The organism is Micromonospora sp. DH14 (assembly GCF_029809455.1).
Lineage (GTDB): Bacteria > Actinomycetota > Actinomycetes > Mycobacteriales > Micromonosporaceae > Micromonospora > Micromonospora parva.
Genome location: NZ_JARVKT010000010.1, coordinates 199,653 through 221,915 on the forward strand (window position 1 = coordinate 199,653; position 22,263 = coordinate 221,915).

The following is a 22,263-nucleotide window of genomic DNA, read 5'->3' on the forward strand; positions in this document are numbered from 1 at the left end:
GATCGACCGAAACGCCCACGCCACAGCAGATCTTGGACAGTTTCCGTTACCAGGGCGGGCTCAACCGGTGGTTGAGCCCGCCGTCGGAACGGAAACTGTCCAAGATCGGAGTCCGTCCGGGCGACGACCCGCACGAAACGCGAGCCAGGCCGATGACGTGGTCGCGGCCGGTGGCCGCGACGGTGAGTCGATCCCGTTGCGGACGCTGCTCACCCGGTTGCTGGACGACGGGACCGACGAGCCAGACCCCACCACCAGACCTGCTGCACCACCAGGGTGAGCAGTCCGGCCAGGACGATCGCACACAGGTTGATCACCAGTTGGAGGGCCGAGCCGCCCGCTTCGTCCCACACTCCGTAGGCGGCGGCCACCGCCACGTTCGCGGCGGCCGGGACCGTGGTCACCGAGATCAGCACGCCGACCAGGCTGCCGGACTTCTTCGACGTCAACGAGAGCATCCCGGCCACGCCGGCGAGTAGACCGACCACCCAGGACAGCGCGTCCGGCCGCCAGATGAAGTCGGTGAGCGGACGTTCGGCGAGCAGCATCTCCCGACTGACCAGGCCGGCGGCGGTCAACGCCCAGGTGCTCAGCACGGTGACCGCCATGGCCGCCATAAAACCAACAGTCAGGGCCAGCACCGAGCGGCCGATCACGTCCAACCGACGACGTAGCAACGCCACGCAGAGCGCGGCGAGCGGGCCGAACTCCGGACCGACCACCATCGCCCCGACGATGAGGATCGGCTGGTCCAACAGCACACCGATGCCGGCGATCATGGTGGCCACCACGATCAGTACGAGGTAGGTGCCGGACAGTTCGGTCTGCTCGCCGGTCTTCGCGGCGATCTCGTCCCAGACCACCGCGTCCGCCCCGCTGCCCGGTGCCCGCTCCGCCGCCCGGTCCGCCGCGGCGGAGACGGTCAACTCCACATCGTCGGCCGCGATTCCGCCGGTGTCGTCCACCCCCATCCGCTGCAACTCCTGCAACACCCGGTCGGCGCTCTCCCGGACGACGTCGAACTGGATGAGGTCGCCCGAGGGCTGCCGGGCGGCGCCGGGCAGCACCACCAGGTGGGTCACGCCGGGCTCGGCGGCCAGCAGGTCGATCACGTTCGCCGACTGCTCCGGCGAAGCGATCACCCTCAGGTGCAGCACGCGTCCTCCCCCTCACCCGACCGGCCGGTCCCCTGCCCGCCCGGCCGGCCGGTCGAGACCCTACCGCCCGGCCGCCGGCCGCACGGACCGCAGGAGGGCGTACGGCTGCTGAACCCGCAATGGTCTGGTCGACCGCCCCTGCCCGGCGACGCGTGCCGGGCGCAAACCCCCGCGGCGGGTTGCCGGGCAGGGCAGCCGCGCCGGGCAAAGGATCTCTTGCGGCATCCTTTGGAGCTGATGCGGCAAACGAATCGCGCCGTATCCCGCGCCACCGCGTCGCTCCGAACCTGATTCGACGAGCGGGTCACGCCATGATGTCACAAACGAGTCAGCTCGAAAGGACTCGCCAAGCACTCCCAGACCGGGCGCGGGACACGGGTGGCGCAGGGGAGAACGGGACCGTCCACAGCGGCGGCTATGGACGACCTCGTGCAGCGCCCGCTCGACCCGCTCGGCACTGGCGGCGCGCGGAGAGCGAATGGCCGCAGGAGCGCGGCGGGCGGCTGGCCGCTGTCATCAACCTGGGTGCGGTCGGCGTGGGCGACCCTGCGATGGACCTGATCGCCCGGCACACGCTGCGGGCCGTACTCGACTGAGCCGGTCGCGTACCGTCACCCTCGTGGGTGAGCGGGACGCCCGGGAGTGGCGGGATCAGCAGCGGCAGGCGGTGCGGGCGCACGCCGACGCGGACGCGCGGCGGCGGGCCGCCGAGCACGCGCAGGCGGCGGACCTGGTGGCCTGGTTCGTGGCTGAGGCCACCCGGCGGGGGCTGCCCACCACCCGGTTGGCCGCCCGGGGGTACGACGGGCGTGGACGCTACCGGACCAGGCTGAACGGCTGGTACGTCGACCGGGCCGAGAGCCGGGCGGTGGACGTGGATGGCCGGTTCCACCTGTTGACTGTGCCGGGTGGTTTGCGGGCCTGGCTCTTCGGCGTCGACCCGGAGCCCAGCCCGGCGCCGTTGGTCGTCGGGGCGGGAGGCCGCGACGGCGAGTCGATCCCGTTGCGGACGCTGCTCACCCGGCTCCTAAACGACCCGACCGGCGAGCCGGGTTCGACCGCCGCCCGACTCTGAGCGGGCCGGCCGGCTCGTCTCACATTCGATAGCCGTCCACCGTCACCGTCACGTCCGCCGGGGTGACCGACGAGGTCAGCGCCCGCACCGGGCTGCCGGACGTCGTCGAGAACAGCGCGAGCAGTTTCAGCCGTGTGTTCCACACCGAATAGCGCGAACGGTCGTTTGTCTGTAGTAGCGACCCCCTATGATTGATTCATCCTTGTTTGACCAGTTCAAACCAAAGGCCTAATTGGTGAATCTCTTACGCATTCAAGAGGATCCTCACTGTATTTCGTCAGGAATCACGCCATGCTGAGCGTTCCGCTCACCGGCGGAATCGTTCTCGCACTCGTCGTCGGCACACTGCTGCAACCGCTCGTCCTTCGCCTACTGAGAGCAGCAGCGGTTCTCGACATACCATCGGAGCGGTCCTCGCACAGCACACCGACCCCGCGCGGCGGCGGCCTGGGAGTCGCCGCGGCGGCGGGGCTCGCGCTTCTCCTGAACGAACACGCCCAGTCCATCGCCGTACCGCTGCTCTTCTTCGCGGCGATCGGGCTCCTGGAGGACCTGCGGGGTGTCCCGATCCGCAGCCGACTGCTCCTGCAGGTGCTCGCCGGCCTGGGCACGGCGGTGGTCCTGGTGCCCGGTGGGCAGGCGTGGTACGTCCACGTGCTCCTCGTCCTCGCCCTGGCGGCCTGGGTCACCTCGTACGTGAACGCCTTCAACTTCATGGACGGCATCAACGGCATCTCGGCCGTGCACGCAATCCTCGGCGGGCTGCTGTACGCCGCACTCGGAGTGCTCACGGACCTTCCGCTGCTGACCGCGGCCGGCAGTCTGATCGCCGCCGCCTCACTGACATTCCTGCCCTGGAACGCCTGGGTCGCGAAGGTCTTTCTCGGAGATGTGGGGTCGTATGCCCTCGGCGGCGCCCTCAGCACGCTCGCCGCCTACGCCATCGTGCGCGGCACGCCGCCCGAGGCAGCCGTGGCGCCACTCGCGTTGTATCTCGCCGACACGGGCTGGACGCTCCTGCGCCGCATCAGCAAGGGCGAAGCCTGGTACCGCCCCCACCGCAACCACGCCTATCAGCGGCTGACGGACGGCGGTTGGTCGCATCAGCGGGTCACCGCGACGACCGCCGTCGTCGGCGCGACAGTGGCCGGCTGCCTGCTCGCCGCGTCCTTCAGCGGACCGGTCACCCGGGTCGCACTGGACGCCACGGCCCTCGCCATCCTCGCCGCCTACCTCGCTGCCCCCGCCTGGCTCACCGCACAGCGGGCCCAGCCGTCGCCGGAAGGAAGAACGATCCATGCCAGAACTGTCAGCTCAACGAGCCGGTGACCCGGCCGGCCCCGGGAACCGGCCGGTGAAGAGGGTGGCGGTGCTGGGGAGCAGCGGCTTCGTCGGCCGCGCGGTTGTCGCCGAGCTGCGCAGCAGGGGGGCCGAGGTCCAACTCGTCTCCGCACCGCGCCTGTCGTGGCCACTCACCGAGTCACTCCACAGCAACTCGGTGCCGGCGGATCTCCAGCGGGACGTTGTCGATGCCCTCGCCGGACAGCTCGACGGCGCTCACGTCGTGATCAACACGGCCGGGCTGCCGAACGGGTCCGCCCCGGACAGCGCGCAGCTGTACGGCGGAAACGCACTGCTGCCCACCCTCGTCGCTCGAGCCAGCGCCCTGGTCAACGCCGACCGGCTGGTCCACGTCAGCTCGGCGGCGGCGCAGGGGGCGATGGATCTCGACGAGACATCGCGGACGATGCCCTTCTCGCCGTACTCCCGCTCGAAGGCGATCGGCGAACGCCTGCTGCAGCGCGAGGACCGCATCGACACGGTCATCTATCGGTCGACCTGGGTTCACGACGTGGACCGGCCGAACACCCGGGCGCTCGTCCGGCTCGCGCAGTCGCGGATGAGCTGCGTCGCCGGGGACGGTACCGCGCCGACACCCCAGGTCCTCATCGACGACGTCGCCGCGGCGATCGCCCACCTCGGGCTCGTCGACGGCCCGGTGCCACCCATCGTGCTCCAGCCCCACAACGGCATGACGACGGGGCTGCTGCTGCGCCTTCTCGGTGGCCGCGAGCCACTGCACCTCCCACCACTGATGGCGCGGTACGCGACGCGCTGCCTCACCGCGTACGGGCGCACGGGTCTGCACGCCAACGCGCACGCCCGTCGCGTGGAGATGCTCCTGTTCGGCAAGCGGCAGACGCCGGGCTGGCTCACCGACCAGGGGTTGGCGCCCACGCTGCGCCCCGAGGCATGGGAGCGGCTGAGGACGGCCGGCGCCCAACCGGCACCCGCCTCGAAGCCGAACACTGACGCCGTGGCGCGTCCGAGAGCAGGCGACTCGCCACCACGCGACGAAAGCGGATCGTCGTCCGGACACTCCAACCCAGCCGCCAGCCATCCCATGCGATAGCCACCAGGTGGGGAGCGCCCGTAGCACGAAAGCGGACCCGTCCTCACCGCCCTGGCGGGTGACTCGGTCCGATTGGCAACGAGTTCGAGGCCGGATCAACCGTGCCTGCGGCTCCGGCCGCGGATAGACGTAGGGCGGGACAGCGGGTAGGGCCGGTCGCTCGTGGTTGCCGGGGCCGGTACCACGACGAAAGGAACGCTCGACCGACTCGGCACCCCAACCAGAACGCCGCCCAGAGCCTCACCGCGACCACGTCTCGGTCATTCCACAGGACGTGATGTCGGCCGAGGGCCCACCGGCAGCGGACGAACTGATCGGGACCGCCATCGGAATGTCGCAGGGCCCGTGGCCGGGAGGACAGCACGTGGGCGCTCACCTGCGTTCCTCTGGATGTGATCGATCAATTGGTGTGCTCGGTGCCGATCAGGTCCACCGATGACATCGGAGATTCGGGCACTAGTACCAAATATCTCGAAACCGGCTGAAAGTTCTCCTTCGTCATGTAACAAGAACAAAGAGCACAAAAGCTCTTTCTGCCGGACGCGGAAACAGTCGGAAGACGGGACGAGGAGCCAGTACATGCCGCAGGACACGGAGCACAGGGAGCAAACGGGCCAGCGGACGCGGCGAGCCAGGGCGCGCCGCCGCGCGGTCGGATTTCTCGCAGCCGATACCACCGCATGGGTCGGCGGTTTCGTCGCGGCCGTTTGGACCCGATTCGAGTTCCAGCTCGCTCCGAGCCAGGTCGGCCGGGCCGCAGCGGTCGGAATGGCCGCGGCAGTCATGCACGTGGCAGTGGCGGCGTTGCGTCGGATCCACTCCGGGCGGCACCCGCTCGGCAGTCTGCAGGAGGTTCAGGGCATCGCTGGCACCGCCATCATGACTGGCGCGATCGTGCTGCTCGCCCTGCTACCGTCCAGCGACCGGCCGGTACCAGCGAGCACCCCGCTGGTCGGCGGCGCGCTCGCCCTGCTGTTCATGCTCGGTGCCCGGTTCGTCTATCGGCACCGGCGTGACCTCGCCTTGCGGCCGGACGTCCGGTCGTCAACGCCGGTCCTGTTGTTCGGGATGGGAGATGCTGGGCAGGGCCTCCTCCGCGCCCTACTCAGCGACCCGCGCGGCCGGTACCTACCGGTCGGGGCATTGGACGACGACCCGGACAAGCGCAACCTGCGCATCGGCGGAGTGCGCGTGCTCGGCGGACGGCACGACGTCGCTGAATCAGTCCGGCATACCGGCGCCGGGACCGTCATCTTCTCGGTGGCCAACGCCGACGCCGCACTAATCCGCCAAATCCGAGAGGCGACACTGCAGGCCGGTGCGGCGTTCAAGGTGCTGCCGCCGGTACGGGACCTGGTCGACCACCGGATCACCGTCACCGACGTTCGCGACGTGCAGATAAGCGACCTCCTCGGCCGCCGTCAGGTCGTCGGCGACCTACCTATGAGCACGAGCAGCCTGACTGGCCGCCGGATCCTGGTCACCGGCGCCGGCGGCTCGATCGGTTCCGAACTCTGCCGACAGGTGATGAAGGCCGATCCGGGCGAACTCATGATGCTCGACCGCGATGAGTCTGCTCTGCACAGTCTTCAGATGTCGCTCTCCGGGCGAGCCCTGCTGGACGGTCCCGAGCTGATCCTCGCCGACCTGCGCGACGACGAGGGCATCCGGCGGATCATTCGGGAGCGCCGCCCCGAGATCATCTTCCACGCTGCGGCGCTCAAACACCTCACTCTGCTCCAGCGGAATCCGGGCGAGGCGGTCAAGACCAACGTCTGGGGCACCCTCTCCGTGCTGGACGCCTGCCAAGACGTGGCGAAGTTCGTCAACATCTCCACTGACAAGGCCGCCGATCCGATCAGTGTGCTCGGCTACTCGAAGCGGATCACCGAGCGGCTGACCGCACACGCCGCGTCCCGATTCCCGGGGACCTTCCTCAGCGTCCGGTTCGGCAACGTACTGAGCAGCCGCGGCTCGGTCGTCACGGCGTTCCAGCGACAGATCGAGGATGGGAAGGCGCTAACGGTCACCCATCCAGACGTCACCCGCTATCTGATGACCGTTCAGGAAGCCGTGCACCTGGTACTCCAGGCCGCCGAGATCGGACGAGACGGCGAGGCCCTCGTGCTCGACATGGGCGAACCGGTCCGCATCGCCGACCTGGCTCGCCAGATGGCCGACCAGGCGTCCAGCACCGTCCCGATCGTCTACACCGGCCTACGTCCCGGCGAGAAGCTGCACGAGGACCTGCTCGGCACCGGTGAAATCGACACCCGGCCGTTCCACCCCCTGGTATCCCACGTGACCGTACCGGCACTGGACCCGATGGAAGCGAGTGGCCTCGACCCGTACGAGGAGCCGGCGAAGGTGATCGAGCAACTCGAGTTCCTCTGCGCGCAGCCCGTCCGTTCGTTGGTCCAGGACCAACGAAGCGCGCCGCTGCCCCGGTGACGGCCACTCGGCGCAGGCCACGTCGGCAATACGGATAGACGCGGGCCGCAAAAGTCGATACCACCAACTGCACCAGCAAGAAACCGCGTTCATCCATCGCAATTTTGTTTCCAAATAGGATGGTTATCATGACTCTCGCCGTCGTGACAGGCTCGGGTGGGTTGATCGGCTCCGAGGCCGCGCGGCACTTCGCGCGACTCGGCCTCGATGTGGTGGGCATCGACAACAACATGCGGCAGGAGTTCTTCGGCCCCGAGGCCTCCACCAACTGGAACGTGCACCGACTCACCCGTGAACTGGGCGCGTACACCCATTACCAGGTGGACATCCGCGACCGCGACGCGCTTGCAAAGATCTTCGCCCGATACGGCCGCAACATCGCGGTGGTAATTCACACCGCCGCCCAACCATCACACGACTGGGCCGTACGGGACCCCTTCACCGACTTCGATATCAACGCCGTCGGCACGCTCAACATCCTGCAGAACGTCCGCCAGCACTGCATCGACGCACCGGTGATCCACTGCTCCACCAACAAGGTCTATGGCGACCGCCCAAACAATCTGCCGCTGATCGAACTCGCCACCCGATGGGAGATCGAGCCGAGCCATCCGTACCGGAATGGGATCACCGAGGACATGCCGATCGACGCCTGCCTGCATTCCGTCTTCGGCGCTTCGAAAGTCGCCGCCGATGTCATGGTCCAGGAGTACGGACGCTACTTCGGCATGAAAACCGCCTGTTTCCGCGGCGGCACTCTGACCGGACCGGCGCACTCGGCGACTGAACTACATGGTTTTCTCGCGTACGTGATGCGTTGCAACATGGAGCGACGGACTTACAAGGTCTTCGGCTACCGGGGCAAGCAGGTCCGCGACGCAATTCACAGCCACGACGTGGTCGCAGCGTTCGAGGCGTTCTTCAACAACCCACGCTCGGCTGCGGTCTACAACCTCGGAGGCGGGCGCCACTCCAACTGCTCCATCTCCGAGGCGTTCACTCTCACTGAGAAAATCACCGGAGAAGAAATGCGCACCGAGTATCGACCGGCGAACCGGGTCGGCGACCACCAATGGTGGATCGGCTCCAACGCCGCATTCCAGTCCGACTATCCGGTATGGAAGCAGGAGTACGACGTGCCCGCGATCCTCGAAGAGATCTACCAGGCGAACGTCGACAAGTGGGTGCCCAACGCGGATACGGCGGCACAACGTTGACCAAGATCGGAATCATCACCCAGTGGTACGACCCGGAGGGCGGTTCCGCCGTTCTGCCCGGGATCATCAGCCGTTCGCTCGTCGCGCTCGGACACGAGGTGCACGTACTCACCGGCTTCCCGAACTATCCCTCCGGGCAGTTGCACCCGGACTACCGGCTTCGCCCGTACCAGTTCGAAGAGATGAACGGGGTGTCGGTGCACCGGGTGCCGCTGATGCCCAGTCATGACCGGTCGGCAGTCAAGCGGACGACCAACTACCTTAGCTTCGCCGCCTCCGCGGCCGCCCGGCTGGACCTGCTCCGCAAGGTCGACGTGTGGCTCGTCTACTCCTCGCCGGCAACCGTGGCGCTGCCCGCGATGGTGGCACACTGGCTACACAGACGCCCGTACGTGATCCTCATGGAGGATCTGTGGCCGGACACCCTGGCGGACAGCGACTACGTTGGTCCTGGTCGCCGGACTGACCTCATTGTCCGGACGCTCCACAGATTCTGCGACGCAACGTACCGCAGAGCCTCGCACGTGGCCGTGATCGCGCCCGGTATGGCCGACATCCTGGCCCAACGAGGCGTCCCCCAAGACAAGCTATCCGTCATCTACAACTGGGTCGATGAGCGCATCTTCCGCCCCAGACCCCGGGATCCGCAGTTGGCAGCCGCTCTCGGGCTGCAGGGCTTCGTCGTCATGTACGCCGGAAGCATGGGAAACCTCCAAGGACTCGACGTCGCTGTCGCCGCCCTGGAGTATCTCGACGACATCCCGGATTTGCAGCTCGTGTTCGCCGGACGTGGGATCGAGGAACCCCGGCTACGCCAATCGGCCGCACGGTACGCTCCCGGCCGGGTGCTCTTCCTCGGCCAACAGCCGGTTGAGCGAATGATCGAGCTGATGCCGGCCGGCGATGTTCAACTGATCTCCCTGCGTGACCGACCACTCCATCGCAACACCATGCCGAGCAAGGTGCAGACCGCCCTCGCGTGCGGTCGACCCATCGTTGCTGCGCTGGCGGGCGACGCGGCCCGGCTCGTCGACGAGTCCGGTGCCGGATTCGTCGCTCCCCCCGGCGACGCTCCGGCGCTGGCCGATGCGATTCGTCGGATGTACGAGTTGGGCGCCGACAAGCGCGAGGAGTTGGGCCGCAACGGCCGGCAGTTCTACCTGGACCGGCTCTCGGAACGGATCGGAAGTGTCGCCCTCGCCAACCTTCTGGAGAACGCGGCGCGGGACGCGCCTACGGGCCGCAACCGCCCCGCGCACCGGTGATGTTGTCGGTTGATACGCGCACGACCACAGCATCAACAGCCCCGGTCATGAAGTGCCTTCTGATCTGGGAGATAGGGCTTGTCGAGAGTCCCATGTTCCTGTCACGGAAGGCACCTGCTGGGTGCAGGTCACGGCAACAGGTCCGAAGATCATGGTAAGCGGCGGCGGGCGAGGCGTGGTAGGTCACGGCGGTGCCCGGCGGACGCGGCGCTGTTGGCCGGGCTGCGCGTCGCGCGGGCCGGAGCCGGTGAGGTCGCCTGGGTCCAACATGACAGGGTCCGCGGTGGCCTGCCGCGTTCGTTGGTGGCCGGCCGGCAGGTCGAGGATTGGTCCTGGAACATCGACGCGCCAATCGCGCTCTGCCACTTCGAGAAGGACTTGCGCCAACAGCAGCTGGGCATCCGGTTCTCCGTCGGTGCCGCGATCACCGAGCCGGTCCGGGCCGCTACCGGCTGGCTCCCGCCGTCGACACCGACGGTGAACTGCGCGATCACGCCGAGGTCTGCGAACTGTCGGCCATCCACCACGGTTACGGGTGCCGCACCCACTCCGACTGCCGGGCTTGCTCGAGAATGTTGGGGCCGTCGCTCCGTCGTCGCCACAATCGGTATGCATGGGCTGCTGCATGCCGGGCATGCAGTCGGTCGGCCGGCTCCATCGCACCGATCCGGTCGAGCTCTTCGGCCAGTGGTTCTGGAGCCAGGGCCCGCAGCACCACTCCGCCACCCGTGTCCAGAACATCCGTCCACGGGGTTTGGTCAGAACAGATCACCGGACACGATGCGGAAAGACTCTCGGCGATGACATGTCCGAAGTTTTCGCCCACTGTGGGAAAGACAAATACATCGTAATTGACGAACGTGCTTCGCACCTCGTCCGGATTCAGCTCACCACAGTAGCGCACTCGGACGTTGGACGGAAGATCGTCGAGGAGAGACTTGCATTTCTTCCAGTATCCGGCGTCCTCCAATGGCCCGTAGATATCGAACTCCAGCACCGTCGAGGCACGTTGGAGGGCGCGAAGCGCAAGATCCAGATTCTTTTCAGGGCTGATCCGGCTGATGAAGACAAGACGCGCAACACCGTCGCCCGCCGCTGGCACGGGAAGCGGCTCCAGAGGCAGCGACACCTGGGATCCATTGACCTCGATCCGAGCCCATCGACATGCTCTGCGAATATCCGCCGCCTCTCGGTCGCTCGTAGCATGCCAGACGACACCGGCCACCTTGAGGAGGGGCATCCAAAGCCACAGAAACGGTTCCTTCTTCCACCGTTTAGACGACAACGCACCACGCTTCAGCTCTCCTCGTGGGGCCACCAGGATCCGCGCTACGCGAATCACGCCGAGCCGGGCCGCGACGATCGGAATGATCGAGAACAACGAGAAGAGGCTGTTGACGTACAGCAGATCGAAAGACGTCACCCTGAACTCCCGCCAAAGCCGACGCCAGTGGCGAATACTGGATGGATCCATGTAGAACACGCGCGAGCCCCCGCGCCTAACCCAACGGCCAGAAAGCCCAGGGTATGGGTCCGGAGTTGCCAGATCCCGATCACGTGTCACCAGGGTCAGGTCGATGCGATCCGACACCGTGTCCACGATCCGGACGAGCGAACGCACCGGTCCTCCGTAGCGGAATCCCGGCAGGAACCCCCCGCACATCATCAGGACACGGAAGGGGCGTGTCGCCCCTTCCGACGGCCTGCCGGTACAGCCGTCGACGATCTCGATCACCGAACTGCCCCTTCCATGGTCTTCATCAAACAAATAACGAGCAGCGGTCGGCCAGGTCGCGTGGAGCAAGAGCCCGTGGTTTGAGAGCCGACGTCGCTTGAGAAATTGACACAGGAAAGGTGAAAGTCCGGACGCCGGTGCCGCGACGCCGGTATAACCGTGCAATGACCACCACAGAGGTCACTCCACTTCCCGCAGGCACGCGAGCCGCGCTCGCCAACTCATCAATGGTCGTGCTAGGCACCTCCGGGCACGCCAGGGAGGTCGCCTGGATCGCAGAACAGGCGGGGAGGCCGCTGCTCGGCTGCCTCGGCCCACACCGCCCGGCGGAGGCCGCCCGGCTTCCCGCCACCTGGCTCGGCGACGACGAGTGGCTGGACACGGCGCACCCCACAGTGCAATTCGTCATCGGCGTCGGCGACGGTGAAGCGAGAGCCCGGATCGACTTCCTGGCCAGCCGCAACGGCCGCCGCGCCGGGTCGTTGGTCTCTCCAGCGGCGACTGTTGGCGCAAGGTGCGAGCTGGGCGACGGCAGTGTCCTGTGGCCCGGCGCGATCCTCACCACTGATGTGCGACTTGGACGGCACGTGCATGTCGGAACCGGTGCCACTGTGAGTCACGACGCTGAGATCGGTGACTTCGCCACACTGCTGCCGGGCTCCAGGGTGGCTGGCAGTAGCCGGGTCGGCCAAGGCGCGACCATCGCCGCCGGCGCCACCGTTGTCAACAACATTTCCATTGGCGCAGGGGCGATGGTCGGTGCCGGTGCCGTGGTTGTTCACGACGTTCCGGAGAACGTCGTGGTCGTGGGTGTTCCGGCACGGATTCTGCGACCACATCATCGCGAAACGCATTAGTCAAGGCTGCTCAACGAACGGGAAAGGCGAAGCATGGGGCGAGTTGCGCTCATCACCGGAATCACCGGGCAGGACGGCAGTTACCTATCGGAACTCCTCCTCGACAAAGGCTACACAGTGCACGGCCTCAAGCGCCGATCGTCGAGTTTCAACACAGAGCGAATCGACCGGATCGATGTGCACCCGCGGCACGATGATGCCCGACTGTTCCTTCACTACAGCGACCTGTCCGACGCGGGTTCATTGGTCGGCTTACTACGCGATATCCAGCCGGACGAGATCTACAATCTGGGCGCGCAGAGTCACGTACGAGTTTCCTTCGACATTCCGGGCTACACCGCCGATGTCACTGGATTGGGAGCCTTGCGGCTGCTCGAGGCCAGCCGGCTGGCGGGCTTGAGCAGCCGCTTCTACCAGGCGTCCTCCTCCGAGATGTTCGGATCCACCCCGCCGCCGCAGCGCGAGGAGACCCCGTTCCATCCGCGTAGCCCCTATGCGTGCGCGAAGGTGTTTGCGTACTGGGCGGCCGTCAACTATCGAGAGTCATACGGGATGTACTGCGCCAACGGCATCCTGTTCAACCATGAAAGTCCGCGGCGGGGAGAGAATTTCGTCACGAGGAAGATCAGCCGGGCCGTCGCTCGAATCGAGGCCGGATTGCAGGAAAAACTCTACCTAGGTAATCTCGATGCGATCCGCGACTGGGGTTACGCTCCGGAATATATGGAAGCGGTCTGGCTAACCCTACAGATGGATCGGCCAGACGACTTTGTGATCGCCACCGGCGAAGGTCACACCGTTCGCGAATTCGTCGAGACGGCGTTCGCTCACGTCGGACTGGACTGGCAGGATTACGTGGCGACCGACCCTGCGTATTTCCGTCCGGCGGAGGTCGACGCGTTGATCGGCGACTACGGAAAAGCCCGTCTGCAGCTCGGCTGGGCGCCCAAGACCCACTTCACCGACCTCGTGCGGATCATGGTAGACGCCGACCGGCAGCTCCTTGATGACGAGCGCATGGGCCGCCTTGTGCGGGTCGATCGATGAGGGTCAGCATCGACACGTCGCACGGACATGACACGACGGGCGGCCGCTGCCGGCCCTCGTCGGATTACCCATCGGGTAAGGAAGTCATGAAGCAGGTCGCTGTTCTTCATCACCTTGACTCCCGGGAAGCGCGTTGACCATCGATCGCTATCCAGTCGCCCGTCCGGCTCTGTCTGAGCTGGAAGAGCGATACTTGCTCGACGCATACCGCAGTGGCTGGATCTCCTCTCAAGGACCATACCTCCGAAAGTTCGAGGAGCAGTTCGCGCAGCGGTGTGGATCAACCGCTGCGGTGGCCACTGGTAACGGCACCGTGGCCTTACACCTCGTCCTCGCCGCAGCGGGAATCGGCCCTGGCGACGAGGTAATCGTCCCGGCGTTGACATACATTGCCACCGCCAACTCGGTTACCTACTGTGGAGCTCGGCCCATCTTCGTTGATGTGTCGCCGCAGAGCTGGTGCATTGACGTGGACCAGGTTGCCTCGGCCATCGGCCCTCGAACCCGAGCCGTCGTGGCCGTCGATTTGTACGGCCATCCCGCCGACTACACGGCACTCAGGGCACTCTGCGCGCGACACGGACTGTTCCTGGTCGCCGACGCCGCTGAGTCCTTCGGCGCCCGCTTGAACGACCAGGTGAGCGGCAGCCTGGCCGATGCCACCACCTTCTCGTTCTTCGGCAACAAGATAATCACTGCTGGCGAGGGTGGATGCGTGACCACCTCGGACCCGGCGCTGGCCGACCGGATGCGGCTGCTGCGCAACCAGGGAATGGATCCGCACCGCCGCTACTTCTTTCCTGTCATCGGCTACAACTATCGGTTGACGAACCTGGCCGCAGCGTTGCTCTGCGCCCAACTCGAGCGGGCCGACGAGATCATCGCCCGCCGGGATACGGTCATCGCCACCTACGAGCGGGAACTCACCGCCCAGCCGCTGATGAATCCACAGCCGGTTTTACCTGGCGTGCAGCGGGCACCGTGGATGGCCTCATTCCTCGTGGGCCAACCAGGCGCCAACGGCCTTCGCGATGAGTTGATCCGACGTCTCGAGGCCCTCGGTATCGAGACACGGCCATTCTTCGTCCCGATTCCACACCTGCCGCCGTATGCCCGCGCCAGCGGTGAATATCCCATCACCCTCGATCTGGCCCGCCGCGGAATTAATCTCCCAACATACGCGGAACTCTCGGACATCGACCTCAAAGTCATCGTCGATCGGGTTCGATCTGCACTCGTGCAGGTAGCCGGCCGCTCGTAGGAGTATCGAATAGTCGCGCTCAAGCTCAATTGCCCTAGGTCTCCCAGGTTCCGATCCCGATTTCGCGGGGCCCAGGGAGGCCGCAGGAGACGTTGATCGGGCGATGTCGACGTAACGAGAGCCGACCACCACGGTACTCAAGACGTCCTCATGCCGAAGCGGCGATTCGCGATGGAACGGAGTTGGGACAAAATGGTCGCACGGGCCGTAGTCGCCCGTCGCGCGGCCAGTCCGACCGAGAGTCCTCCGATACTCCAACCGCACCTAGTGAGGTTGGCGCCTTCGCTGGTAGTGGATCGTTCTAACGCAATACCGGTGTCGGCGTAGCCAGCGCAATCATCGATGGACGTGGTCGAAAGCTCGGATGTGCTGAGCAGATGGGTCAGCAGACGTCGGACCTCGCCGAAGGAGCACTCCTCGATCGCCTCGCTGGGGTCCTGTAGGGAAGCTACCGTCCGGAGGGCCGACGGCGGGCAGGTTCACTCTGCGCTAAGGATGCTGACGCCAAGCACGATCACGACGAGGTAGGCCGGGTGACGGCACGAAAGCATCGTTCCTGTGCCGCGCGACATGGCGGTGCGGGCGACCGCCCCGGGACACGCACACCGTTGCTCGTCTCCGGGTGAGCCATAGGAGCACGAAGATGGGCAGTGCTGCGACAGTGTGCTGCATAAGCGCAATCGTCGAATCGGGGTACGCGCTCGACCAGAGCAGCGGCCCGGAAAGCACAAAGCAGAGAAGTGCGAGGCGCACGGGTCCAGGCCCTCCGCCCAACCGCAGCAACATCATTACCACAGCGGACCACAATGCGTAGTAGATTACGACTGCCCGACGTCCGTCAAGGAAGTACACGTTGCCCAATGTCATGAAGCTGTATGCCGAGGTGGCAACGCCCCCCAGATACTGATTGATCTCCCGTCCAGTTGACAGGACGGGACGCTCCGGGTCGAGCACACGAGGAACGAGCCCGTATCGAATGTAGTCCAACGGGCTAGGCTGACGCACTTCCGCCGGCACGTCATGATGGGCGGCAGCCGACATCTGCAGATCGAACCGGAGTCGGTCTTCAGCCGTAATTTCTTGCGACACAGTGAAACCGCCATTTTGGCGAACCTCATTGCGTATTTGAAAGAGGCTGGGCCAGGCAAGTACGAGGACTATTGCCGTGACCGCGACATAGCGAGCCCTGATGACCCCGGAGATGGCCCCTAACGCAGCCACCAATGTCACGAACCCAAACAGAGGCGACGAGATGGCCGTGATGCCGACGAGCACTACCTGAGTCACAATCAAGGCCAGCAGCCAGACGAAAATTCTCCGCCTGCTGGCCTTGTTTCCCAGGTATGATGCGATAAGCAACGCAACCGCCAACTCCGACCAGCCCGACACCAGCGAGGTCGCGTTAGCGAGTGGAGATTCAGGCATTGCACCCGACAACTGGGTAAATACGGTCCCACGACCGGCCGCAGCGCCGACCAGGTCAGCGACAATGCTGGTTATCGCGACCGCTCGAGCGATCAGATAGATCCGCGGATGGTCGTTCGCCCCGAGCGCGGACCGGACCCACCCTTCGGGCGCCCAGCGCAGCAGGAGCGCTGCGCTCTCCACTAACAGACTGCCCCCCAGACCCAACGCGATCAGACTCACGAGGAATCCAATCTCGGGGTTCCCGTACACTACCGCGACTGGCATGATGAAAACTACGTACGGTGCAAACATAACAAGACTAACCGGGTAGCTGCGGAAGGTCCGTGCCGCCCATCCCTCAAGGGCACCGGACCCGCCAACACGGCTACGTTGACGGTGCAGGCCGGCTGGTGTCCTCGGGCGGACGGATGCCGGATAGCCCACCCACGATTGCCTCACCAGATCGCCCAACTGCAGAACAACGTAGGCTTCACCTTTTGACCAACGACACGCAAAGATCGGTGGAAACGGCCCGTCAAGAACAAAGTCCAGCAGGGAAAACATGAGAGTTCCTTTGGGGCAATCATGGGTCGCCCAGCCCATCGATCAGATCAACTCCAAAGCGCGCCGGGAGCCGTCCCTCCTCAACAGCGAGACGTAACTAGCCCACCACACCCCAGTCGATATCAGCGCCATCACCACCATGGCGTAAGCCGCGCCAGGGGCGCCGAGAATCACTCCACCCGTAACGACAAGTAGGACGCGCAGCAGACCCATCACCGACCCGAGCAGCAACGCCCGACCGCCAGCCTGCTGTATCCGATGACCCGCGAAGCCGATGAGGGCCGGCGCTTGGAGCAAGCCCTCCAGCGCGAGAGCCAACAACAACGGCTGCGCCGATGACCAGTTCCCCGCCAGCACTGACCGACCAACCGAGTCAGGAATCAGCGGCAACAGCAGCGCCAAGGGCAGGGTGAGCCCGCCTACCAGGAGCGTCAGTCGAAGAGCGGCACGTAGCCGCACCTGCGGCTGCGCTGTCCTCGTCCGGGCTAAGTACGGGATCATCAATGACGAGGCCGCACCCGACAGCAGCGTGATCGGCCCGAGAATGGTCCGACCTGCGCTCAGCGCACCTACGACCGCCGTGCCCGCAGTAGCCGCCAGCATCGAGCTGGCGAGCTGCGCCGAGCCGGACGTCACCAGAAACTGGCCACCGAAACCCATAGCGACCTTCGTTTCCGAACGGGCAAGCCCCCAACTGGGTACTACCGGGTACTTCTGCAGAACGGCGACGCTGTAACCGATCAACGCGCCTGCCCCCGCCCAGATACCAAAGACCGCCACCGAGGGAACGACGTGCAGGAGGTTGAGCATGACCGCCACACTGGTCAGAGTTGTCCAGAACACCTCCTGAACAAGCGCAACTCTCGGCCGGGCCAGCCCAAGGTTGACCACCTTGTTGTAGTCGTAGAGCACTAGGCCGGGCAGCAGCACTCCGACGATAGTGAGGTACGGCGAGCGGATCAGCACCCCAGCAAACGCCACAACAAGCCCGACAGCCACACCGACCGCACTAGCTCGGGTCGAACCTCGGCCGATCGACTCCAACCGCCCGACGGCGAGAACCGAGTCGGTAACGACAGCACGTGCGAGCCCGGTAGTGAGAACGTATAACGAGAAGGCAATAGCGAACTGCCCCACCCCCGCGATCGTCTCGCTTCGGGCGACGGCGATCGACAGGAGAAGATTTCCAAGGCTGGACAGGCCGGTGACGGCCATCGCCATTGGCGCTCGCCCACCTGCCATACCACGGGCCAGACCGGTGAGTCTGCTGATCCCGGCAACGGCGGGCACATCCCGCGAGGTAGACCGGGCACTCATCTCCGGATCCCGCAGGGAATGTTGCCGGCGCGGTCAAGTACGAGAGGCGGAAAGGCGGGCAAACCATCCGACTTCTCCACGAAAGCCGGCCCGGCGCCAGGGGGACCCGGCCTTCGACCGGCGGGCCGCACGATGCGACGAGGTCGATGAAATCGATGAGAGATCCTGGGCTTGGACTCTCGACCTACCGATGAGAACCGCGCGTAATCTCCGACGGAAACTGAGTCTATCAATTCTTCCTCTCAGTGATGGCTGCCGACACGCCCGATCAATTGGGGGTGTGTCGGCCAGGCGCCGGCGTCGCCAACCGCACATCGGTCAACGACTCAGCGGACGCAAGGTTACGGTCCGACGATTTCCAACGACACACGAGAAGCTGGACGAATTTTCCCCGATGAAGGTGTACAACAAGAAATGCGACCTCACCAAATCCGTCGCAGCTCACCACCACGACAGCCAACGTCTCGTCGAGCAGAACGAAAGGCAGAACGCCATGCGGATCAGAGTCGATGCCTCCTCGATCATACCGGGCGAATCCGCAGGCATCGAGACCTACACCTACGGGCTGCTCAACGGACTCGCCGCGATAAGCGCAGAAAGCATGAGGGTCGAGGTCACCATCGCTCAGAACACGGGTAGTATGTGGCTGCGCGAGGTGCCGGATGAGAAGGTGTCTTGGTCAGAGGTTGAACTGCCGTTGAGCGCCAGCCGCCCGCTCGGCCGACGACTACGCAAACTGCTGCCTGCACAGGCGCAACGATCAGCCTTGGCCGCTCGAATGTCCTGGGCGTTGCGTAACCGAGCGAATCCTGTGCAAGACGATGCAGACGTGACGGTCTACCCGTTCTCGCCGGTGCCGGTACGCGCGCCGCGATCGATCGTCGTGCTCCATGACCTCCGACGATTCCGGCCAAACACCGAGCCAACCAACCTCAACGCTATGATCAGGGAAAACGTCAGCCGGGCTGGAGCTGTGGTCACCTCGTGGCCCCACCCGTATCAGCATGCGCTGGAGACCTTTCCAGAGGCGCGCTTCAAGACCGCGATGATCCCCCTCCCGGTATTCAACCCACCCCCTCCCGGCATTCAGCCAAACTCGGACCCGGCACTACTGCTCTTCCCCTCGGCCACCGGCCCCGACAAAAACCACCCACCGCTACTTGAGGCGATGGCACTCCTACCCGAGCTGTGTTTGGTGTGCCCGGGTCCGCTGGTCGAGCCACAGGCCGGTGTGTTGCTCTCCCGAACGTCGCAGCTAGATCTGCGCGGCCGGGTCTCGTTCCCCGGCTTCGTGACGTCAGACGAACTGGTGTCGATCTATGCCCGGGCCACAGCCGTGGTCGTCCCATCGATCTGGGAAGCTGCCAGTGGGGCGATCTTCGAGGCTTTCAGTTGGGGCCTGCCGGTGGCATGCGCTGATGTGGCGCCCCTTCGCGCCCAGGTTGCGTTCTCCGGTGCGGAAGTCTGCTTCTTCGATCCGGCCGACCCTCAATCGATCAGGGACGCGGTACGCCGCCTGCTGGCCGACCGGGACCGCTACGCTGCCGCCTCGAGGCTCGCCGGCCAAAGGCTTGCAACTCGCACCTGGCGAAGCACGGCGGAGGACTATCGAGCGGTCTTCGAGTGGGTGGCCGGAGGGCAGGTGGGATCGATTCCAAAGTCCCCGTTTGCCAGCTTGAGGGACGTCTCGCAACTCGACGAAGGTGAGAGAGTCCAGGACAACTCGAAGGTCGTCTAGCTTGGTCATTAGCCTGTCCGAGGCGGACAGGGATTGGCGGACTTCATCTTCTTCGTGGTTGCTGTCTTGGCGTGGCCCTGGTGGTGGCCGGGCGTTGATCGACGCGGTGCCGCAGACGGTGTTTGATGACGTAGCGCTGCGTGGGTAGCTGTTGCGGTGGCCGGATGGTCACCCGAGTTCGGGTGGGTGGGTTGGGGGTGCGCCGGCGGGGCACGGGGCCTTGGTGCGGATTTGCCAAAAGCCTCAGCAGACGCGGGCGGATGACAGACGCTGCGGTGGTGCGGGCCGCTCCCAGGGCGGCGCAGGTCGGACGGCGAGGACGCGGGCCAGGCGTAGCTGGGGGCAGGTCCAGCCGAGGGTCCGTTGAGCAGGCGGATCGAGTATTCAATGGCGATGCGGTGCAGGAACGTCCCCCACAGCAGGTCCACGTCATCCGGAGCCGGCCAGCGGATCTTGTGTCACACTCACGAACGCGGCAAGGATCAGACTACCGAGATTCCGGTTGGCCGTACTCGATGGTCGAGGCTCTCGAATCGGGCCAAGGGTCGTGGACCGCATCCCTGGACGCGGTGCAGCTGGCGCCTCGCCAGCTCCCGACTGCACCAGACGGACGACGGTCATGAACACCGGTCACCAGAACAACACTTGCTAGTTTGATATTCGTCGGTCAGACCGCGGTCGTCGGTCACACATCAGCGATCTAGACAAATATCTAGATTTCCTATCTAGCCCCCGCCGCCTCGCCAACAGATCGACCTGACCGCTCACGGATCCACACTCGCCGCGCTGGGCAGACACCTTCACCTCTTATGAACAGCCAGCGGGCGCGTAGGCACCGGCCAAGGGATCTCTCCGACCGATCGCCGGTCCTCGACCCTCAGAGTCAGCGACCCCGGCCGAGGGTTCCGCACCACGCGGGTCGGGATGGGCGCCTCCGCTGGCGGCGGTGCCGCAACTCGCAATGAGCGAGCAGGTGGGGCCACCAGCAGCAGCGCGACCAGCAGCCACACCACCGTCGCAATACGGTTGCCCGTGGTCACGGTCAGCCCTGTCGAACCGGCCACCACGATCGCCACCAACCCTGCCCCGAACCGTACGGCGGCAGGGTCCGCCCATCGGCGGACCCTGAGCCACGACCACACAAGAACGGCGATGATCAAGGCTTGCAACACCAGCCCGATCACGCCGGCCATCACCAGTGCCTCAACCCAGGTGCTGTCGTAGGGGACACGCATGCCGTCCAAGCCGAACCCGGCGAACGGAGAATACTTAAGGACGATGCTGGCGATGTCCGCGAGGACCGATTGTTCACCGAATCGGCCAGCAGTGTAGAGGGATAGCAGGCTTTGGCTACGCTCCCCTGGATGGAGCCACGTGCCTAGGAGAACCCCACCGATCGGCGAGCCAGACTGCCGAGTCTGATAGTCGAACGCGGCCAGCACCCCTGCGACGGCGATGACCGTTCCGGTGCGGGTACGCCATGTTGACCCGGCCCACGTCTGCCACAGTGCGATCGGAAGCCCGACCAGAAGGAAGACCTTCGATGCGGTGAGCAGACCCCCGAGGGTGAGGGTGACCCCGGCTGTGGCAAACAGAATCAGTCGGCGACGCAACAGATACGCAGCGGCAACGATCCCGATGGAGTACATTACCCCGGCTTCCGCCGGCTGATTGAAGATGCCAGAGTAGCGACCCATCGTGGCCGCCCTCTCGGCGGTGGTAATTTCGGACGCGCCGGACCACCACATACTGAGAACGTGGTCGTACTGGCCCGGGTTCATCAGTGACACGTAGGAAGCCACACTGTTGGCGGCCAAGAGAATGAGGAGTGCCCCCGCGACGATCCGGATGAGCCGCGCCCGGTCTACCTGGCCAGCTGCGATGAGGGAGCCGGCGGTGAGGGCCGCTAATGGAAGCGCGAGGTTGTCGAGTCCAGCCCAGAACCCGACAGCGCCATGGCCGCTGAGTTGCTCGGCCGGCCCGATGGCGGCGACCGCAGCGAAACTGACGTATCCGGCGAGGAGTGCGGCTAGCGGTGTGGCGGAGAGTTGTCGAGCACGAGCCAGGAGTGCGATGCCAGCGATAGCGAACACGGCGAGTTGTTCGGTGCGCACGCCGGATACGACGTAGGGGCCGAACGCGGCGATGACGAGCAGCAGGACTCCCATGTCAGAGGATCGCTGCTGCGCAGAGAGTGTGCGCTTATGCGTGGGCATGTGACCTCCATCGTCGCGGTTCTGTCCCTTTTGTACCATCGTTGACCAGTAGACAGACCCAATTGCGCGATTCTGGCGGATCCCCAAACCGACTACTGCCTGGAACGACGAAGGCGTCCGGGTTGCCGGACCGGTCCCGGGAGATCGGTTCCTTCACACCCTGAAGTGGATTTGCGGCTGAAAGCTAGTGGGATTGACCCGACCCACCCGCAATGTGACGGCCCGGGTCAACAACTCTTGTCGCGCTACTTGTGACGGTTCTCCTGCCGGAGCCACGCCAGTTCGTCACGCCCGTCGCTGGCCAACCTGTCCGCGCGAGTGCCTGCGTCGAGGTCGGCATGCTTCACCCGCCCGCACCGAGATCCCGGTCAGGTCGAAATCGTCACCCGAACTTTTCAGGATGAACATTCTCGGGAGGCGCACGCCACCCTCCGATCTGGAATGTCCGTCAAGCCGGGTCAAGTGCTGACACGATCGGAATCTGCCGGCGGTTGACGGCCATCGGACGCGGCATCACAGGTGCGCTGCCACTCGCCCGTCCCC

General features: G+C 65.3%; 16 protein-coding genes and 1 pseudogene. 11 read left to right on the forward strand and 6 right to left on the reverse strand.

Going from position 1 to position 22,263, the window contains the following annotated elements; all coding sequences use genetic code 11:
- Window positions 1-209: 209 nt before the first annotated feature.
- The gene (locus tag QCZ28_RS16065) at window positions 210-1,157 is read right to left on the reverse strand and encodes a DUF389 domain-containing protein (protein WP_279517409.1); all 948 of its coding nucleotides are present in this window, start codon (window positions 1,155-1,157) and stop codon (window positions 210-212) included.
- Between the two features lie 619 nt (window positions 1,158-1,776).
- Here QCZ28_RS16065 and QCZ28_RS16070 point away from each other — a divergent pair.
- The gene (locus QCZ28_RS16070) at window positions 1,777-2,232 is read left to right on the forward strand and encodes a hypothetical protein (protein ID WP_279517410.1); all 456 of its coding nucleotides are present in this window, start codon (window positions 1,777-1,779) and stop codon (window positions 2,230-2,232) included.
- Between the two features lie 19 nt (window positions 2,233-2,251).
- Here the strand turns inward: QCZ28_RS16070 and QCZ28_RS16075 are convergent, their stop codons facing one another.
- A complete protein-coding gene (locus QCZ28_RS16075) occupies window positions 2,252-2,377 on the reverse strand; it encodes a hypothetical protein (RefSeq protein ID WP_279517411.1) in 126 nt (41 codons plus the stop codon).
- 146 nt (window positions 2,378-2,523) lie between these two features.
- Here QCZ28_RS16075 and QCZ28_RS16080 point away from each other — a divergent pair, with 146 nt between their 5' ends.
- From QCZ28_RS16080 to QCZ28_RS16105, 6 genes and pseudogenes are all read left to right on the forward strand, one after another.
- Window positions 2,524-3,561, forward strand: coding sequence for a glycosyltransferase family 4 protein (locus QCZ28_RS16080; protein ID WP_279517412.1), 1,038 nt, complete (start codon window positions 2,524-2,526; stop codon window positions 3,559-3,561).
- 25 nt (window positions 3,562-3,586) lie between these two features.
- Complete coding sequence (locus tag QCZ28_RS16085) at window positions 3,587-4,645, forward strand: NAD(P)-dependent oxidoreductase (protein WP_347815107.1); 1,059 nt, start codon at window positions 3,587-3,589, stop codon at window positions 4,643-4,645.
- A gap of 579 nt (window positions 4,646-5,224) precedes the next feature.
- The gene (locus QCZ28_RS16090; protein ID WP_279517444.1) at window positions 5,225-7,096 is read left to right on the forward strand and encodes a nucleoside-diphosphate sugar epimerase/dehydratase; all 1,872 of its coding nucleotides are present in this window, start codon (window positions 5,225-5,227) and stop codon (window positions 7,094-7,096) included.
- Between the two features lie 128 nt (window positions 7,097-7,224).
- Complete coding sequence (locus tag QCZ28_RS16095; RefSeq protein WP_279517414.1) at window positions 7,225-8,313, forward strand: NAD-dependent epimerase/dehydratase family protein; 1,089 nt, start codon at window positions 7,225-7,227, stop codon at window positions 8,311-8,313.
- Window positions 8,214-9,578, forward strand: coding sequence for a glycosyltransferase family 4 protein (locus QCZ28_RS16100; RefSeq protein ID WP_279517415.1), 1,365 nt, complete (start codon window positions 8,214-8,216; stop codon window positions 9,576-9,578). Before QCZ28_RS16095 ends, QCZ28_RS16100 begins: the two co-directional genes overlap by 100 nt.
- Window positions 9,579-9,729: 151 nt before the next feature.
- Window positions 9,730-10,099 (forward strand): annotated as a pseudogene (locus QCZ28_RS16105) (hypothetical protein); the annotation flags it as partial.
- Between the two features lie 8 nt (window positions 10,100-10,107).
- On the opposite strand, the gene QCZ28_RS16110 reads toward QCZ28_RS16105, so the two are convergent.
- Complete coding sequence (locus QCZ28_RS16110; RefSeq protein ID WP_279517416.1) at window positions 10,108-11,313, reverse strand: glycosyltransferase; 1,206 nt, start codon at window positions 11,311-11,313, stop codon at window positions 10,108-10,110.
- Window positions 11,314-11,477: 164 nt separating this feature from the next.
- On the opposite strand from QCZ28_RS16110, the gene QCZ28_RS16115 reads away from it, so the two are divergent.
- The 3 genes from QCZ28_RS16115 (at window position 11,478) to QCZ28_RS16125 (ending at window position 14,478) form a co-directional block, all read left to right on the forward strand.
- On the forward strand, window positions 11,478-12,170 hold the full coding sequence (locus QCZ28_RS16115; protein ID WP_279517417.1) for a NeuD/PglB/VioB family sugar acetyltransferase: 693 nt from the start codon (window positions 11,478-11,480) through the stop codon (window positions 12,168-12,170).
- A gap of 33 nt (window positions 12,171-12,203) precedes the next feature.
- A complete protein-coding gene (gene gmd, locus QCZ28_RS16120) occupies window positions 12,204-13,217 on the forward strand; it encodes a GDP-mannose 4,6-dehydratase (RefSeq protein WP_279517418.1) in 1,014 nt (337 codons plus the stop codon).
- A gap of 133 nt (window positions 13,218-13,350) precedes the next feature.
- On the forward strand, window positions 13,351-14,478 hold the full coding sequence (locus QCZ28_RS16125) for a DegT/DnrJ/EryC1/StrS family aminotransferase (protein ID WP_279517419.1): 1,128 nt from the start codon (window positions 13,351-13,353) through the stop codon (window positions 14,476-14,478).
- 489 nt (window positions 14,479-14,967) lie between these two features.
- Here the strand turns inward: QCZ28_RS16125 and QCZ28_RS16130 are convergent, their stop codons facing one another.
- On the reverse strand, window positions 14,968-16,125 hold the full coding sequence (locus tag QCZ28_RS16130; RefSeq protein ID WP_279517420.1) for a hypothetical protein: 1,158 nt from the start codon (window positions 16,123-16,125) through the stop codon (window positions 14,968-14,970).
- Window positions 16,126-16,491: 366 nt separating this feature from the next.
- On the reverse strand, window positions 16,492-17,670 hold the full coding sequence (locus tag QCZ28_RS16135) for a hypothetical protein (protein ID WP_279517421.1): 1,179 nt from the start codon (window positions 17,668-17,670) through the stop codon (window positions 16,492-16,494).
- Between the two features lie 490 nt (window positions 17,671-18,160).
- Here QCZ28_RS16135 and QCZ28_RS16140 point away from each other — a divergent pair, with 490 nt between their 5' ends.
- A complete protein-coding gene (locus tag QCZ28_RS16140) occupies window positions 18,161-19,504 on the forward strand; it encodes a glycosyltransferase (protein ID WP_279517422.1) in 1,344 nt (447 codons plus the stop codon).
- An 800-nt stretch (window positions 19,505-20,304) separates the two neighbouring features.
- Here QCZ28_RS16140 and QCZ28_RS16145 read toward each other — a convergent pair.
- Window positions 20,305-21,720 (reverse strand): hypothetical protein, encoded by a 1,416-nt coding sequence (locus QCZ28_RS16145; protein ID WP_279517423.1) that lies wholly within the window; start codon window positions 21,718-21,720, stop codon window positions 20,305-20,307.
- Window positions 21,721-22,263: the final 543 nt, after the last annotated feature.

Coding starts and splice junctions, on each gene's coding strand:
- QCZ28_RS16080 (WP_279517412.1), top strand. CDS start 2,524: ATGCTGAGCGTTCCGCTCACCGGCGGAATCGTTCTCGCACTCGTCGTC.
- QCZ28_RS16090 (WP_279517444.1), top strand. CDS start 5,225: ATGCCGCAGGACACGGAGCACAGGGAGCAAACGGGCCAGCGGACGCGG.
- QCZ28_RS16095 (WP_279517414.1), top strand. CDS start 7,225: ATGACTCTCGCCGTCGTGACAGGCTCGGGTGGGTTGATCGGCTCCGAG.
- QCZ28_RS16100 (WP_279517415.1), top strand. CDS start 8,214: ATGGAAGCAGGAGTACGACGTGCCCGCGATCCTCGAAGAGATCTACCA.
- QCZ28_RS16115 (WP_279517417.1), top strand. CDS start 11,478: ATGACCACCACAGAGGTCACTCCACTTCCCGCAGGCACGCGAGCCGCG.
- gmd (WP_279517418.1), top strand. CDS start 12,204: ATGGGGCGAGTTGCGCTCATCACCGGAATCACCGGGCAGGACGGCAGT.
- QCZ28_RS16135 (WP_279517421.1), bottom strand. CDS start 17,670: ATGGCGATGGCCGTCACCGGCCTGTCCAGCCTTGGAAATCTTCTCCTG.
- QCZ28_RS16140 (WP_279517422.1), top strand. CDS start 18,161: ATGAAGGTGTACAACAAGAAATGCGACCTCACCAAATCCGTCGCAGCT.
- QCZ28_RS16145 (WP_279517423.1), bottom strand. CDS start 21,720: ATGCCCACGCATAAGCGCACACTCTCTGCGCAGCAGCGATCCTCTGAC.